12 protein-coding genes and 1 pseudogene are annotated in these 15947 nt (G+C 63.8%); 11 read left to right on the top strand and 2 right to left on the bottom strand.

Going from position 1 to position 15947, the window contains the following annotated elements:
- Positions 1-89: 89 nt before the first annotated feature.
- The gene (locus BB934_RS22080; protein ID WP_099511540.1) at positions 90-2957 is read right to left on the bottom strand and encodes an ATP-dependent Clp protease ATP-binding subunit; all 2868 of its coding nucleotides are present in this window, start codon (positions 2955-2957) and stop codon (positions 90-92) included.
- A gap of 385 nt (positions 2958-3342) precedes the next feature.
- Here BB934_RS22080 and BB934_RS22085 point away from each other — a divergent pair, with 385 nt between their 5' ends.
- The 11 genes and pseudogenes from BB934_RS22085 to BB934_RS22135 all read left to right on the top strand — a co-directional run.
- Entirely contained in the window at positions 3343-3747 is a 405-nt protein-coding gene (locus BB934_RS22085) for an Hsp20/alpha crystallin family protein (RefSeq protein WP_099511541.1), read from the top strand.
- A 12-nt stretch (positions 3748-3759) separates the two neighbouring features.
- Positions 3760-6171, top strand: coding sequence for an endopeptidase La (lon, locus tag BB934_RS22090; protein ID WP_099511542.1), 2412 nt, complete (start codon positions 3760-3762; stop codon positions 6169-6171).
- Between the two features lie 61 nt (positions 6172-6232).
- Complete coding sequence (locus tag BB934_RS22095; RefSeq protein WP_210422116.1) at positions 6233-6541, top strand: hypothetical protein; 309 nt, start codon at positions 6233-6235, stop codon at positions 6539-6541.
- Positions 6542-6763: 222 nt separating this feature from the next.
- A complete protein-coding gene (locus BB934_RS22100) occupies positions 6764-7333 on the top strand; it encodes a hypothetical protein (protein WP_099511543.1) in 570 nt (189 codons plus the stop codon).
- 341 nt (positions 7334-7674) lie between these two features.
- Entirely contained in the window at positions 7675-9936 is a 2262-nt protein-coding gene (locus BB934_RS22105; protein ID WP_099511544.1) for a PAS domain S-box protein, read from the top strand.
- 145 nt (positions 9937-10081) lie between these two features.
- Entirely contained in the window at positions 10082-11257 is a 1176-nt protein-coding gene (locus tag BB934_RS22110) for a zinc-dependent alcohol dehydrogenase (RefSeq protein ID WP_099513134.1), read from the top strand.
- Between the two features lie 18 nt (positions 11258-11275).
- A complete protein-coding gene (locus BB934_RS22115) occupies positions 11276-11875 on the top strand; it encodes a hypothetical protein (protein WP_099511545.1) in 600 nt (199 codons plus the stop codon).
- Positions 11876-11966: 91 nt separating this feature from the next.
- Complete coding sequence (locus BB934_RS22120) at positions 11967-13127, top strand: SMP-30/gluconolactonase/LRE family protein (RefSeq protein WP_099513136.1); 1161 nt, start codon at positions 11967-11969, stop codon at positions 13125-13127.
- A 29-nt stretch (positions 13128-13156) separates the two neighbouring features.
- The gene (locus BB934_RS22125; RefSeq protein ID WP_099511546.1) at positions 13157-14308 is read left to right on the top strand and encodes a potassium channel family protein; all 1152 of its coding nucleotides are present in this window, start codon (positions 13157-13159) and stop codon (positions 14306-14308) included.
- Positions 14309-14334: 26 nt separating this feature from the next.
- Positions 14335-14565, top strand: a complete 231-nt coding sequence (locus BB934_RS22130; protein ID WP_099511547.1) for a hypothetical protein — start codon at positions 14335-14337, stop codon at positions 14563-14565.
- A 10-nt stretch (positions 14566-14575) separates the two neighbouring features.
- Positions 14576-14992, top strand: a pseudogene (locus BB934_RS22135) (transposase); the annotation flags it as partial.
- A 97-nt stretch (positions 14993-15089) separates the two neighbouring features.
- On the opposite strand, the gene BB934_RS22140 reads toward BB934_RS22135, so the two are convergent.
- A complete protein-coding gene (locus BB934_RS22140; protein ID WP_099511548.1) occupies positions 15090-15908 on the bottom strand; it encodes an aldo/keto reductase in 819 nt (272 codons plus the stop codon).
- Positions 15909-15947: the final 39 nt, after the last annotated feature.

A 15947-nucleotide genomic window follows, 5' to 3' on the forward strand; every position in this document is an offset into this window, starting at 1 on the left:
TGATCCCCGCACGCAATACTGCTCTTGGTGCCGATCCGATCGTATTGGGTCAGCTTCAGACCTATTGCCGGGCTCGGCCCCGGCGCCTCCTACTCGGCAGCCGTGCGTCCCCTGCTGCCCGTTCCGCGCTGTGCTTTCCGCTCGACTTCGACGGCGCTGCGAGGCTCTTCCTTTGTGCCGCCCTCAGCCGGCTCCGCAGCTTGCGCTTCTGCGGGTTGCGGCTCCAGCACTACCCTCTGTTGGTCTCCGTCCCAGCGCGCGAGTACCCGGTCACCTTCCTGAACCTCGTTTGCCAGCATCGCGCGGGCAAGCTGGGTCTCCAGCTCGGAGCGAATGAGGCGCCGCAGCTCGCGGGCTCCGAACTCCGGCCGGAAGCCGGCGGCCGCCAGGTGGTCGACAAGGCTGCCGTCGATGTCAAGCTCGACGCCTTGGCCATGGGCGGTGCGTTTCACCCGCTCGAGCTGGAGGTCGACGATGGAACGGATCTCGCTGCGCGCCAGGGCATGGAAGACGATGATCTCGTCGATGCGATTGATGAATTCCGGCCTGAAATGGCCGCGCAGCACGTCCATCAGCTCGCGCTTGAGACGGGCCTGATCGTCTTCGGCCGTGCCGCGCAGGTTGAGATGGCGCTGAATGATATCAGAGCCGAGATTGCTCGTCGCAATGATGACGGTGTTGGTGAAATCGACCACGCGGCCCTTGCCGTCGGTGAGTCGCCCGTCGTCGAACACCTGCAACAGCACGTTGTAGACATCCGGGTGGGCCTTTTCGATCTCATCCAGCAGCACGACGGAGTAGGGGCGCCGGCGCACGCGCTCGGTGAGCTGTCCGCCTTCCTCGTAGCCGACATAGCCGGGAGGCGCACCGATGAGGCGGGCGACCGCGTGGCGTTCCATGTACTCCGACATGTCGAGGCGGATCATCGCGTCCTCCTCGCCGAAGACGGTTTCAGCAAGAGCCTTCGCCAGCTCCGTTTTGCCGACGCCGGTCGGGCCGAGGAACAGGAAGGTCGCGATGGGACGGCGCCCCTCCCGCAGGCCAGCGCGCGCCAGGCGCACGGCGTCACTGACCGCTCTCACCGCCTCCTCTTGGCCGATGACGCGCTTGTGCAGGCGCTCCTCCATCTTCACGAGGCGCTGGCGCTCCTCGCTCGTGAGCTCGTTGACCGGAACGCCGGTGAGCTTGGACACCACCTGTGCGATATGCTCGGTGCGCACTTCCGTCGAGGCGGAGCCGCGTTCCCGCCGCCAACGTTCGGTCGCGTCCTGGAGGTCCTTGCTGCGGGCATCGTGCCTGGCCTGGATTTCCGAGGCGCGATCGAAGTGCTTGCGGGACGAGGCGTAATCCTGCTCGCGCTTGAGCTGACGCACCTCAGCCTCCATGTCCTGCACGTCCACGGGCCGGGCGGTGGCCGAGATCTTTACGCGCGCAGCGGCCTGATCGATCAGATCAATGGCCTTGTCGGGCAGGAAGCGTCCCGTGATGTAGCGGTCGGACAGCTCCGCCGCTGCAATGATGGCCTCGTCCGTGATCGTGACCTTGTGGTGCGCCTCCAGGGTATCGCGCAGGCCGCGCAGGATCATGATGGTCTGGGCAACCGTCGGCTCCGGCACGAAGACCGGCTGGAAGCGGCGCTCCAGGGCCGCGTCCTTCTCGATGTATTTCTGGTACTCGTTGAGCGTCGTCGCGCCGATCAGGTTGAGCTCGCCGCGGGCGAGCGCCGGCTTGAACACGTTGGCGATGTCGAGGCCGCCTTCGCCGCCGCCCTGGCCCGCGCCGACGATGGTGTGGATCTCGTCGATGAACAGGACCAGCTCGTCCTCGCGTTCGGTGACCTCCTTGAGGATCTGCTGAACGCGTTCCTCGAACTCGCCGCGATACTTGGAGCCGGCCACCATGGAGTTGATCGAGAGTTCAACGAGGCGCTTGTCGCGCAGGCTCTCCGGCACTTCGCCGGCAACGATGCGCTGAGCAAGACCTTCGACAATGGCGGTTTTGCCGACACCCGGCTCGCCGATGAGGACTGGGTTGTTCTTCTTGCGCCGTGCGAGGACTTCGATGGCGGTTTCGATCTCCTGCGCCCGTCCGATCACGGGATCGAGCTTGCCTTCACGGGCCAGCTTGGTGAGATCGCGTGAGTATTTGTCGAGATTGGGCGTGTTGGTGGGCGTGTCGACCCGCCCTTCCTCGGCACCGCGGCCGACCACCTTGGTGACCTGTTGGCGGATGGCCTGCGGCGTGAGGCCATAGCGGTTCAGGACATCGGGTCCGATGCCTTCCCCTTCCTCGGCCAGTCCGATGAGCAGGTGCTCGGGGCCGACATAGGAGTGGCCGAACTCGCCGGAGACCGAGAAGGCGCGCGAGAGGGCGCTCTTCACCCGGGGCGAGACGCCGATCTCGCCGCCTTCCTCCGGATTGAAATCGCCCCGGGGGCTTTCCTGGACGATCTGGTTACGCAGGTCATCGAGCGAGACCTTGAACTGGTCGAGGATGGTGCGGACGACGTCACTTTCGGTCAGAGCGAGCAGGAGATGTTCGGTGTCGACCTCGCGGCGGCCGAAGTCGCCAGCCCGCTGAGCGGCCGATTGGAGGATCTCCTCAGCATGCTCGCTCAGACGGTCCGCCACGCCTGCTGCCGCGCCGCGGCCGCGTCCACGTCCGGACCGGACCGGAATGGGCGTGCCGCCATCCCCGGTGTCGGAAGGCTCATCGGCAAGTCTCCCTGCGCTGCTGCGCGGGCTCTCGCCGAAGAAGTCGCCGCCGAAGAAGTCGTCGAACAGGCTGCCGCGCCCGCCGAAGAGGGACTCCAGCTGCGAACTCGGCCGCTGCTGCCGCGCCAAACGCCGGTAATCGACGTCACAGAGCTCCATGGTCTGGCGCTGGCCGTTGCTGGCCACCTGCGCTCGAACGGTCGCAGGCCGGACACCACAGATGTCACACAATCCGTCTGCCATGGCATGCCTCCATGCTGGCTATCCCGCGCCCCGGACGGGCGTTCTGTCATTTCAGCAGACGCTCGCCGCAGCACACTGCTTCAGCGCGATTCGTGGAGGGTAGCAGTTGCGAGGGCCTATACGCATACCGGTCGATTCCTGAGGAAAGGTACGTGGCTGCGAACCAAACGCGCAGGCCGACCCCCATCCGCCCATCAAGGCGAACGCCTTCATCGACAGCATGCTCGTGACATCGATTTGGATTCATGCGTTTCGCAATCACGAACTAAACGGCCTGCCGATGCATTGACGAAGTTGCATGTTCCAATCGGTCTTGTCCCCGGAGCGTCCGCGACGCTGACGCGGAAGAACAGGCCTCGGGTCCGGACCACAAGCTGAGGTACGCGTGGCCATGCGTGATCCGGCGGACTGGATGCTCTCGGAAGCAATTGAGGCCCTTGCCCGCGCCGAGCGCCTGCACCGGCAGATATTCCAACCGCCCTCGGCGACGCGCCGACCCGCCTGGGAACCCCCCGTCGACGTGCTTGAGACCGAGCAGGAGGTTCTCGTCCTCATTGCTCTGCCCGGCGTGGCGCCGGACCAGGTCGAGGCGGCGATCGAGGAGGGAACCCTCGTGGTCGCCGGCCGCCGCGTTCTGCCGCCGCAACTGCGCACCGCCGTGATCCACCGGCTGGAGCTGCCGCAGGGCCGGTTCGAGCGGCGTATTCCCCTGCCGCCAGGCCGCTACGACGCCGTCCGGCGTGCCGCCGGAGACGGGTGCCTGGTTATCAGCCTCCGCAAAGCGCCCTGAGGAGCATCCGTCATGATCGCTTCACATGATCTCCCGCGCGCGGTCGAGGACGGCACAAGCCCTGGTTCGGAAGGCTCCGCGAACGCTCTTCCGCCGGTTGGCCTTCTCATCGTACCCGTGCGCAACACGGTCCTGTTCCCAGGAACCGTGTTCCCCATTGCTCTTGGCCGTGAGCGCTCCATCGCCGCGGCCCAGCAGGCGGTGAGGGAAGAGCGTCAGATCGGCCTCCTGATGCAGCGGGACGCGGAGGTGGCCGACCCGGCCGCGGTTGATCTGCACAGAACCGGCACCATCGCTAACATCCTGCGCTATGTGAATGCGCCCGACGGCACGCACCATGTCGTCCTCCAGGGCGAGCAGCGCTTCCGGGTCACCGAGTTCGTGAAGGAGCGGCCGTTCATCGTGGCGCGGGTTCTCCGGATCGAGGAGCCGGGGATGCTGACACCGGACATCGAGGCCCGCTTTCTTCACCTCCGGCAGCAGGCACTTGAGGCGCTGCAGCTCCTGCCGCAGGTGCCGCAGGAGCTTGTCGGGACCGTGCAGGCCGCCGCCACGCCCGGGACTTTGGCGGACCTCGTTGCGGCCTATCTCGATGTCAGTGCTGACCAGAAGCAGGAGCTTCTGGAAACCATTGATCACACCACGCGGCTCGACAAGGTCTCCCGCCTGCTGGCGGAACGGATCGAGGTCCTGCGCCTGACGCAGGAGATCGGCCGTCAGACCCGGGCCACCCTGGACGAACGCCAGCGCGAGGTGATCCTGCGCGAGCAGATGGCGGCGATCCAGCGCCAGCTGGGCGAGGGCGACGGGCGCGCCCAGGAGGTCCAGGAGCTCACCGAGAAGATTGCGAAAGCCACCATGCCGCCGGAGGTTGAGGAGCAGGCCCGCCGGGAGCTGCACCGCTACGAGCGCATGCCGGAAGGCGCCATGGAGGCCGGGATGATCCGGACCTACCTCGATTGGCTGGTCGAACTGCCCTGGGCGCTGCCCGAGGAGAAGCCCATCGATATCGCGCAGGCGCGCCGCATCCTCGACGAGGACCATTTCGGGCTTGAGAAGATCAAGCAACGCATCATCGAGTACCTCGCCGTGCGTAGGCTCGCCCCGAACGGCAAGGCGCCGATCCTGTGCTTTGCTGGCCCACCCGGCGTCGGCAAGACTTCCCTTGGGCAGTCGATTGCCCGCGCCATGGGGCGGCCCTTCGTGCGGGTCAGCCTCGGCGGCGTCCACGACGAGGCGGAGATCCGCGGCCACAGGCGCACCTATGTGGGCGCTTTGCCGGGCAACATCATCCAGGCGATCAGGAAGGCTGGCGCGCGCGATTGCGTGATGATGCTGGACGAGATCGACAAGATGGGACGCGGCGTCCAGGGCGATCCCTCCGCGGCCATGCTGGAGGTGCTTGACCCTGAGCAGAACGCCACCTTCCGCGATAACTATCTGGGCGTTCCGTTCGACCTCTCGCGCGTGGCGTTCATCGCTACCGCCAACATGCTCGACACCATTCCGGGTCCCCTGCGCGACCGCATGGAGATCATCACCCTTGCTGGCTACACCGAGGACGAGAAGCTTCAGATCGCCCGGCGCTACCTGGTTCGGCGCCAGCTGGAAGCGAACGGGCTTAAGGCCGAGCAGGCCGAGATCAGCGACGAGGCCTTGCGCCGGATCATCCGGGATTACACCCGCGAAGCCGGCGTCCGGAACCTGGAGCGCGAGATCGGCCGGGCCCTGCGCCACGCCGCCGTGCGGATCGCGGAGGGCAGCGCCGAGCACGTGCGCATCGACGCCGGGGATCTCGCCGCAATCCTCGGTCCGGTCCGCTTTGAGGACGAGGTGGCGATGCGCACCAGCGTGCCAGGGGTCGCCACAGGTTTGGCGTGGACGCCGGTGGGCGGCGACATCTTGTTCATTGAGGCCAGCCGTGCGCCAGGCAAGGGAGGCCTTATTCTCACGGGGCAGCTCGGCGATGTTATGCGTGAGAGCGCACAGGCGGCGATGACCCTGGTGAAGAGCCGCGCCGCTTCATTCGGCATTGATCCCGCCCTATTCGAGAAGAGCGACATCCACATCCACGTTCCTGCGGGAGCCACTCCGAAAGATGGCCCAAGTGCGGGCGTGGCCATGTTCACGGCGCTTGTCTCGCTTCTGACGGGCCGGACGGTGCGCAGCGACACCGCCATGACGGGGGAGATCAGCCTGCGCGGGCTTGTCCTGCCGGTGGGTGGTATCAAGGAAAAGGTCACGGCGGCCGCGCGGGCGGGGCTCACCCGGGTGATGCTCCCGGCCCGCAACCGGCGCGACTTCGAGGACATCCCCGAGGATACGCGGGCCCGGCTTGAGTTCATTTGGCTGGAGCGGGTCGACGAAGCCATCGCGTCCGCCCTGGAGGACAAGCCGACGGATGTGCCGGATGCTGCCGAGTAGCCGTGTCTTGCCGGACATCAGGCACCCTCCTTTATTGACGCCTCCAGGCGGGAGGCCACGCATGGCGAAAGCACGAAAGCTTTATTGCAGCCCCAATGGTGACCGGTGGTATCTGATCCGGGATGCGTCGGGGGAGGTCTTCGTGCGGCACGAAGCCAACCGGGCGTCGGGAGGCCATGTGGCCCTCATCGAGATTGGGACGTTCCTGGGCTCCGGGCGCGGCCCGGAGCAGCAGGAGTTGCTTCGTCTGATCGGAACATTGGTGAACGACGGCACCGCTCAGGATGGAGGATCGCGGCCCGCGTCGCATCCCCGAACACGCTGTGGTCAGGGTTCCGCAGACCTGGAGCAGTCGCAGAGTGATCGCTAGGACTCTGCAATGGGTCGGGAGACACGGAAGGAGACTCGCTCAACAAGGTGCTCGTCCTGGCCGTAAAGGGGCGCCGCAGCGGCATCTTCTCATGACCTTGCACCTGCTGCGCCGCCGGATTGCCGCCGTCACTCCTTGGGTGGCAGGATCGCAGTGGAAGAGGATGGCAAAGGGGTGAACGAGTCTGGCTTTGAAACTGCGCCCACATGTATGGAGAACAGGTTGGAATTCCGTGTCCACTATCTTCTGCCGAAGAACTGCGGCACGTCGTCGGTAATCGTCGAGGCCGGCACGCGCGAGGAGGCCGAGTTCGTAGCCGCTGTCCAGTATGAATTCCCGTCCGGCACCAGGGTTCTCGACACCAGCCCGTACAACATCTATGGGCTCGCCCCAACTGCGCCAAGGCTTGGTCTCTATTGGGAGGTTCGGAAACGGATCGAGCAGGGCTACTATGACGAGTGGCCCTCGGTGCCTGAGGAGCGCTCCCGCCGCAGGCGTCAGCTATTCAAGGAGGTCGCCGCGATTTTCGGAACCAGGCAAGGGCACGAGCACCTGTTCGACACGGCGGAGCGGCTGGCGCGCCAGTTCCGGCTCGCCGGCAAGACAACCATTTCCGGCGGCATCGCCGCGATCGTGGACCAGCATCCTTTGATCAACCTGTTGGACTGGTATCAGCAGCTAAAGCTTGTTGCCGACGACGTGGCGAAGGCGCCGACCCGCGGGGACCCAATGGAGGTGGTGAAGCCGGTGGACAACCGCGTCGGCTCCCGCGTTCTTCGGGAAACCAGATAGCATTCTGGGGCGAAGACCAGAGGATCACCGGCGAGGCGGCTAGGCGCAGGCTCCGAACTGCCGAAACGGTGCTCAAGCTCAGCCGCGGCGAGGTCTGACGCCTCGATCGTGATGCGGTGTGGATTGCTGCCGCCAATGACCCGCACGCCTGGTACCTCGCGAACATAATCGTCGGCCGTCGAATGGATCCATCAAAGGGGCTTTGGGTTCCTGTAATGAAATGGTGTGGGACGCATCGGCTGGGAATACGCGCAGCCCTTATCCGTTTGGCAAGCCGCCCCCACAATCGTAAAGACCTGTCGACAGACCCCTCATGATGTTTTTCCAAAAAGGGGAATGAAATGAGCACGGCGGAAGGTTTCCCCAACGGCGGCATCATGGGCGAATGCGTGCGAACCCACGACTGGGCTGCCACGCCCCTTGGGCCAGCGGAGACTTGGCCGCAGTCGCTCCGCACCGCCTTGAGCATCATGCTGAACTCCGCCTTCCCCACCTACCTAGTCTGGGGGCCGGAACTGACGAGCTTCTACAATAACGCCTACATTTCGATCATGGGTGACAAACCGAACGGCCTTGGGCGGCCGTTCCCTGAGGTCTGGTCGGAGGTGTGGGATACTATCGGTCCGATCACCACGCGGGCCATGCACGGCGAGGCCAGCTACTTCGAGGACCTGCCGCTGACGCTTATGCGCCGCGGCTATCCCGAGGCAACATGGTTCTCATTCTCCTACAGCCCCATTCGGGATGAGACGGGCGGAGTTGGCGGGATCCTGTGCACTTTCCATGAGACCACCCAGCGTGTCCATGCCGAGACTGCCCTGCGCCAGAGCGAGGCGCGGCTCTGGGCCGCCATCGATCTCGTCGATGTTTCACCCTATACCTGGGACCTGGCAACCGGTGTGCTGGACTGGGATGCTCGCCTGAGGGCAATGTGGGGCCTGTCCCCGGATAAGCCCGTCTCCCCAGATGTATGGATGTCTGGCATTCATCCTGAGGACCGAGCTCAGGTCGAAGCCGCGCTTGCCTATTGTGTCGATCCCACAGGCGATGGTGTCTACCACATCGACTATCGCGTCATCGGGATTGAGGATGGGGTTGAGCGCTGGGTCTCCACCCATGGCCGGACCACCTTCGAAAATGGCCAGCCGGTGGGGTTCACCGGTGTTGCGCTTGAGATCACCGAGCGCAAGCGGGCCGAGGCGGCCCTGCGTGAGAGCGAGGTCCGGCTTGCAGCGATCCTGGACCAGCTGCCGGTCGGTGTGGGGCTTGCCGACCAAGAGGGAAACATCACGCTGGGGAACCAGATGCTTGAGCAATACGCCCTCAACAAAATCCCCTCCAGAGACCCGAAGCAAGCCGGGCGTTGGCGGGCCTACACCCCCGAGGGCCAGCCTCTCAGCCCCTCGGACTACCCAAGCGCGCGGGCGCTGCGGGGCGAAACGGTCGTTCCCGGCATCGACTTCATCTTCACCTTACCGGATGGGCGGGAGGCGTGGACGCGTGTGAGCGCTGCGCCCTTCCGCAATGCCGCCCAGGAGAGCCTGGGCGCGGTCTTCGTGGTGCAGGACATCGACCGTGAGAAGCAGGCCGAGGAGCGCTTCCGCGAGTTCGCAGCGCATTCCACGAACGTGTTCTGGATCGTCAACACGGGAGACCGAACGCTCGAATACCTCAACCCGGCCTTCGAGACGGTTTTCGGTACAGCGCAAAACGCCTTCCGGCAGGACATGAGCCAGTGGATCGAGGTCGTTCATCCTGATGACCGCGTCCGCGTCGTTGAGGCCTTCGACAGGGCTGCGCTCGGTGTGGTCTCCGTGGAGGAGTTCCGCATTATCCGATCCGACGGGGCGTTGCGTTGGATCAGCAACACCTTCTTCCCCATCCGTGACGAACAAGGCCAGATCCGGCGCACCGGTGGCATTGCCCAGGACATTACGCGCCATGAGGGGCGCTTCGTGTATGTCGTCGACGCAGATGGGACCTCTCGCCAGAGCCTCTCACGCGTGCTCCGGGAGGCCGGCTATGACGTCAGAGCCTTCCCATCCGGCAAAGCCTTTCTGGAGTCGGCACCGGCGCTAGTATCAGGCTGCGTCGTGCTCGACATTCATCAGCCTGACGCGGGTGGCCTTACCATCCCGAGAGAACTCAAGGCTCGGCGGATTGGCCTGCCAGTGATCGTTTTGGGTGATGCCGGAGGCGATGTAACCTTCGGAGTGCATGTAATGAAGGCCGGCGCTGTGGATTTCCTGCCGTTGCCTTATCGTACCGATGACCTGCTCGCCGCTGTTGCATCGGCCGCGGCTGACATTGGTCAGACTGAAGGGGACGACAACGAGGCCAGCTGGGCCCGGGCTCACATTGCCGAGATGTCGGAGCGGGAACGGGAGGTGTTGACAGGCCTTCTGGCCGGCCAGACTAACAAGCAGATCGGGCGGGATATCGGCATCAGCCCGCGCACGGTGGAGACCCATCGGGCCCATGTCATGCAGCGGCTTGGTGCCAAGACTGTGCCTGACGCGGTGCGGATTGCCGCATCAGCTGGCGTGCAGGCGCCGCAGCGGTCAACTGATGGAGTGAGGAATTCCTGCGCGGAGGTTCCCTGAGGAACCATCCCTAGGAACGTGGTCAGGCTCGCTCACGTTTGAGGGTTTGAATCCGACAAACCACCCCCGCAGAGACATGCCCTTCGGTCCGAAGCATTCCCGGAAGCGCAGGCCTCGGTACCTTTGCAGGATGAAGGAGGAAAGCATGCGAGCCTTGGTTTGGCACGGCAAGGAAGACATCCGCTGCGACACCGTCACTGATCCCGAACTCGAGCAGCCGCGCGACGCCATCGTCAAGGTGACGAGCTGCGCCATCTGCGGCTCGGACCTGCACCTGTTCCACAACTTCATCCCGGCGATGCTGCCCGGCGACGTCATGGGACACGAGATGATGGGGGAGGTCGTCGAGGTCGGGCCTGAGGCCAAGCACAAGCTCAAGGTCGGCGACCGGGTCGTTGTCCCCTTCACAATCATCTGCGGCGAGTGCGATCAGTGCAAGCGCGGCAATTTCTCAGTCTGCCAGCGGAGCAACCGCAAGAAGGATCTCGCCGACAAGGTATTCGGCCACGCGACCGCAGGCCTGTTCGGCTACACGCATCTGACCGGCGGCTATCCGGGCGGGCAGGCCGAATATCTCCGCGTTCCCTTTGCCGATGCGACGCACATCAAGGTGCCGGATGGTATCCCGGACGAGAAGGTTCTTTTCCTCGGTGACATCTTCCCGACCGGATGGCAGGCCGCTGTCCAGTGCGACATCCAGCCGACGGACACGGTAGCGATCTGGGGCTGCGGTCCCGTCGGTCAGATGGCGATCCGCAGCGCCGTCCTCCTTGGTGCCAAGCAGGTGATCGCCATCGATCATTTGCCGGAGCGCCTGGAAATGGCGGAAGCCGGTGGCGCCATCACGATCAACTTCGACGAGGAGAGCGTGGTCGAGCGCCTGAACGAGCTCACCGGCGGCGAAGGCCCGGAGAAATGCATCGATGCCGTCGGAATGGAAGCCCATGTGTCGCCCTCCATGCCGGATACGGTGTACGACCGCGCCAAGCAGATGCTGGGAGCCGAAAGCGACCGGCCGCACATCCTTCGCGAGATGATCTACGTCTGCCGCCCGGCCGGGGTGATTTCGATCCCAGGTGTCTATGGCGGGTTGGTCGACAAGATCCCGATGGGCCAGCTGATGAACAAGGGTCTGACCATCCGGGCGGGCCAGACGCATGTCAACCGTTGGACCGACGATCTCCTGCACCGGATCGAGGAGGGGCAGATCGACCCATCGTTTGTCATCACCCACACGGTCAGCCTCGATGAGGGGCCCGAGATGTACAAGGTGTTCCGGGACAAGCAGGACAACTGCATCAAGGTGGTTTTGAAGCCCTAAAAGACCGGGAGAGAAGACATGGCTTATTACATCTCGAACATTGCCCGGTCCAAGGGCGACCCGAAAGTCCTCCACTCCGGCCCCAGCTCACTGGGGGCCGCTGACCGCCTGGCCAAAGCGTTGGGTTGGTTCAGCATCGGTCTGGGCGTAGCGGAGCTGGTCGCGCCGGAGCGCTTCACCCGGGCGCTTGGCATGGAGGGCAAGGAGACCCTTGTGCGGGCCTATGGCGTCCGCGAACTCGGGCACGGCATCGTCTCGCTCTCCCCCGACATGCCTCTCGGATTGTGGAGCCGCGTCGCCGGAGACGGGCTCGACATCGCCACCCTGATGGCGGCCATGCGGCATGACAATCCGAAGCGCGACAATGTTGGGATTGCTCTTGCGGCAGTGCTGGGGGTGACGCTGCTCGACATCATTGGCGCACAAGGAGTCACGGCCCGCCACAGCCGCCCCCGTGGCCGGCCACGCTCCTACCGGAATCGGACAGGCTTCCCGCAGGGTGTCCAGGCGGCACGAGGCGCCGCCAAGGACTTCCAGGTGCCTCCGGACATGCGGGCCGCACCAGCCCTCGCAGCGGTGTCCGATCGTGCCCCGCAAGAGAGGGCACGTCCTCACTGAACGAACGACGATACGGCTGCGTTCGAACGGCGTTCACGCTGTGAGGGGCAGCCGCATCCCACACGATCATTGCCACGCGATGGAGGTGAGCATGCTCAGGCTCGCAACGGTGACCCTGCTTTTCGGAACGCTCCTGGCCACCCCATCCATGGCCCAGCAGAGTGCAGCACCATCTCAGGGTCCAGCGCAATTGCAGCAGGTCGCCAGCTTTGAACACCAGGTGACCGGAGTGACCGTTTCGAAGGATGGACGCATCTTCGTCAACTTCCCGCGTTGGACGGAGGATGCACCGATCTCGGTGGCCGAGGTAACGCGCGATGGCCAGATCAAACCTTACCCGGATGACGAGTGGAATTCCTGGCGCAACGCCAAGAAGAACCAGATGCCGGCCGGCGATCACTTCGTGTGCGTCCAGAGCGTCGTGGCCGATGCGCACGGCAATCTCTGGGTCGTCGACCCGGCTGCGCCAGCCACTGCACCTGTTGTGCAGGGTGGGCCCAAGCTCGTCAGGATCGACCTGAAGACGAACAAGGTTGCGCAGGTGATCCGCTTCGACGAGACGGTGGCCCCTCAGGGCAGCTACCTGAACGACGTGCGGTTTTCGCCGGATGGGCGGCATGCCTATCTGACCGATGCCGGGGCCAAGGGTGCTCTCGTTGTTGTGGATCTACAGAATGGCAAGGCTCGACGTGTCCTTGACGGCCACCCGAGCACCCAGCCGGAAAAGGACGTGGTGGTGAAGGTGGACGGGCAGGAGTTGCGCCGGCCCGATGGGCGCGGGGTCGAATTTGCCGCCGACAGCATCGCGCTCTCTCCCGATGGGCGCACGCTCTATTGGAAAGCCCTGACCGGCCGGACCCTCTATCGCATCACGACGGATGCGTTGGAGAACCCGCGTCTGTCCGAGAAGGACCTCGAGGCTCGTGTGGAGCAAGTCGCCGAAACCGAGCCGACGGACGGTCTTTGGATCGATGGGCGCGGGCGGCTTTATCTGAGCGCGATTGAGCAGGATGCCGTGAAGGTTCGTGATGGGGATCGCATCACCATCCTCGTACAGGACAAGCGGCTGCGCTGGCCCGATACATTTTCGGAGGGACCCGACGGGACCATCTACGTCACCAGCTCCCGCATCCAGGACCTGAGCTGGTTCAAGCCCGAGACCGGCCCGCGCCTTGAGACGCAGCTGTGGCGCATCGAGCCTGGACAGAACGGGGAGGCGACCGGCTCGGCCGGGCAACCCCAACGACCCTGACGGAGCAGCTGGGATGACAGGAGGCTGCCATGATGGGGCGACTGGAGCAGGGCCTTGGAATACTGCTGATCCTGATCATCTTGCTCGATATCTTTCTGACCGTGCTCTACGCCCGGATCGGCACCAGCATCATCGGATCCAGGGTCGGGCGGCTGATCTGGGCCTCCTTCGTCAAAGCCTCAAAGGTTTCTGGCCCTAGACAAGGAGCCGTTCTGTCCTTCTGCGGGCCGGTCATCCTCGTGCTGCTGGTTGGGGTCTGGGCTCTCGGGCTGACGCTCGGGGCAGCTTTGATCATGCACCCGGAACTCGGCACGTCCGTCCGCGCCACCAACGGCGAGACGCCCACCGACTTCGTCACCGCGATGTATGCCGGTGGCACCAGCATGGCGATCGTCGGAGCGAGCGACTTCACCCCGCACACGGGCCCGACACGGTTGCTCTTCCTGCTCAACTCGCTGATCGGCATGTCGGTGATGTCGCTGACGCTGACCTACCTGATGCAGGTCTACACAGCGCTCCAGCGGCGCAACGTGCTGGCCATGAACATCCATTTCCTCTCGGGGTGCACAGGCGATGCCGCCGAATTGCTGGCACGTCTCGGACCTCAGTGGCAGTTCAGTAGTGGCTACACCAACCTGTCGGAACTCGGTGTCGAGATGACCATGGCCAAGGAGGCACATCACTTCTACCCGGTACTGTTCTATTTCCGCTTCAGTGACCCATACCACTCCGTGTCCCGTTCCACGCTGGTCGCATTGGACACGGTGAGCCTGATCAAGAGCGCCCTGGATGATCAAAAGGACCGCTGGCTGAAGGAGGCAGGAGCCGTCACGCAGCTCTGGGAAGCATCAATGATGCTGGTCACCACCTTGGAGAACACGTTCCTTCCCCATGGCGCACCGGACCGGGAGGCCCAACCGGACCAGCAGACCCGAGAGCGCTGGCGAGCACGCTACCGCGCTGCCCTGCTTCGGCTTCGGCAGGCGGGGATCGAGATCACGGCTGACGGGCAGGCCGGTGCCGAGGCCTACATCTCCTGCCGAATGCAATGGGACCATCACATCACGAACCTGGCCCCCTCAATGGCTTACACCATGGAAGAGATCGACACGGCAATGAGCGGTTTAGGATCGAAGCACAGCCCGAACGATCCCGGGCTCCGCCTACACGTGGCCGAATAGCAGAAGTTGATCCGATGGAGGCGAGAATGCCGCTCAGCGAGCTGGCCTGCGAGATCCTCGGGTTCTTTCGTGAGACACACCGAAAACCCGGTGCCCGCATGACAATGGCAACACTGGATGCGCACTTCGGGACAGATCCCGCTGTTGCAGTGGCCATTTCCGAGTTGAAGCAGCTTGGATACGTGACCGTGCCGGACGCTGGGACGGTCGAACTGACAGACCTTGGCTTCGACGCGATCCATCGTGGCGTTGCATGAGGTTCTTCTTCTGGCTGCAGCCCGCAAGGCCGTTCTGGAAGCGGTCGTGGCGATCGACCGTGACATGCGCCTGCTGGCCCGCTCGTCACAAGCCTGCCACCGGCTGATGACCATCCCGGGTGTGGGTCAACTGACAGCCTTGGCCTTTGTCGCCACCATCGATGCTCCGGAGCGCTTCCGCCGCTCGCGTGATGTGGGAGCCTATCTCGGTCTGGTGCCGAGGCACTTCCAATCCGGCGAAATCGACTATGTCGGCAGCATCTCCAAATGTGGGGGCCGTCGGGTGCGAACCCTGTTGTGCGAGGCCGCCAACGTGATGCTGACGCGCTACCGCGGCGCATTGGCTCTCAAAGAATGGGCGCTGGGCATCGCCCGGCACTCGACCATGCGGAACGCTCGTGTTGCCTTGGCTCGCCGGTTGTCCTAGGGGCTATCTGTCGCATCGAGATGTCCAATGTCCAGCTCCAATGCGCTGGAAGCTTAGACGCTGAAGTCATGGGCTCAAGCGGCCCCTTGCACCAAGTTCAGCGTAGATCCGGATGCGGTCCCGACCGGTTGCCGCGGTCGAGAGCATCGATCGCAAGCATATCGGAGCTATCCAGCTCAAAGTCAAAAATTGTAATATTTTCAACGATGCGATAAGGGGTTGCCGACTTTGGAATTGCAATATTGCCCTTCTGCATGTGCCAGCGCAGGATCACCTGAGCAGAGCTTCTCCGATGTTTCTCCGCAACTGCGCAGATAGTGGGTTCATCGACCGCACCCTTCGCTAAGGGACTCCAGGCTTCAGTTGCGATCCCGTGCCTTCGGTGAAAGACAGCAAGCTCCTCTTGTTGGAATGTGGGATGGAGTTCGATCTGATTGACGGCTGGCACTGTCCCTGTCCCGCCGAGCAGTCGTTCGAGATGGTTGATCTGGAAGTTGGAAACGCCAATGGCCCGGATCCGCCCCTCGCTCCGGAGCGTTTCCAACGCTTTCCAAGTCTCGATATAGCGATCGAGTTTCGGCAGCGGCCAATGGATCAGATAGAGATCGACAACATCGAGCCCCAACCGCCTAGACGCCTCATCAAAGGCCCTGCGTGCTTCATCAAATCCGTGGCTCGCGTTGTCCAGCTTCGAGGTCACGAAAATCTCGGCTCGGGTCAACTCGCTCTCGGCGATGGCTCGTCCGACGCCCTCCTCGTTTCCGTAGAGGGATGCCGTGTCAAAGCTGCGGTAACCGGCATCGAACGCAAGCTTCACTAAACGAACCACATCGGTGTTATCCATCTGCCAGACCCCAAATCCGAGTTGGGGAATGGAAACAGATTGATTGAGCATCACGGAAGGAACAGAGACCATGAGAAACTCCGGGTTCAACGTATCCTGCTTACAGCATTG

Origin of the sequence: Microvirga ossetica (genome assembly GCF_002741015.1) — a bacterium.
GTDB lineage: Bacteria > Pseudomonadota > Alphaproteobacteria > Rhizobiales > Beijerinckiaceae > Microvirga > Microvirga ossetica.

Excerpts from the sequence above, each read along its gene's own strand:
- BB934_RS22080 (WP_099511540.1), bottom strand. The coding sequence starts at position 2,957 with ATGGCAGACGGATTGTGTGACATCTGTGGTGTCCGGCCTGCGACCGTT.
- lon (WP_099511542.1), top strand. The coding sequence starts at position 3,760 with ATGATCGCTTCACATGATCTCCCGCGCGCGGTCGAGGACGGCACAAGC.
- BB934_RS22095 (WP_210422116.1), top strand. The coding sequence starts at position 6,233 with ATGGCGAAAGCACGAAAGCTTTATTGCAGCCCCAATGGTGACCGGTGG.
- BB934_RS22105 (WP_099511544.1), top strand. The coding sequence starts at position 7,675 with ATGAGCACGGCGGAAGGTTTCCCCAACGGCGGCATCATGGGCGAATGC.
- BB934_RS22110 (WP_099513134.1), top strand. The coding sequence starts at position 10,082 with ATGCGAGCCTTGGTTTGGCACGGCAAGGAAGACATCCGCTGCGACACC.
- BB934_RS22115 (WP_099511545.1), top strand. The coding sequence starts at position 11,276 with ATGGCTTATTACATCTCGAACATTGCCCGGTCCAAGGGCGACCCGAAA.
- BB934_RS22120 (WP_099513136.1), top strand. The coding sequence starts at position 11,967 with ATGCTCAGGCTCGCAACGGTGACCCTGCTTTTCGGAACGCTCCTGGCC.
- BB934_RS22125 (WP_099511546.1), top strand. The coding sequence starts at position 13,157 with ATGATGGGGCGACTGGAGCAGGGCCTTGGAATACTGCTGATCCTGATC.
- BB934_RS22130 (WP_099511547.1), top strand. The coding sequence starts at position 14,335 with ATGCCGCTCAGCGAGCTGGCCTGCGAGATCCTCGGGTTCTTTCGTGAG.
- BB934_RS22140 (WP_099511548.1), bottom strand. The coding sequence starts at position 15,908 with ATGGTCTCTGTTCCTTCCGTGATGCTCAATCAATCTGTTTCCATTCCC.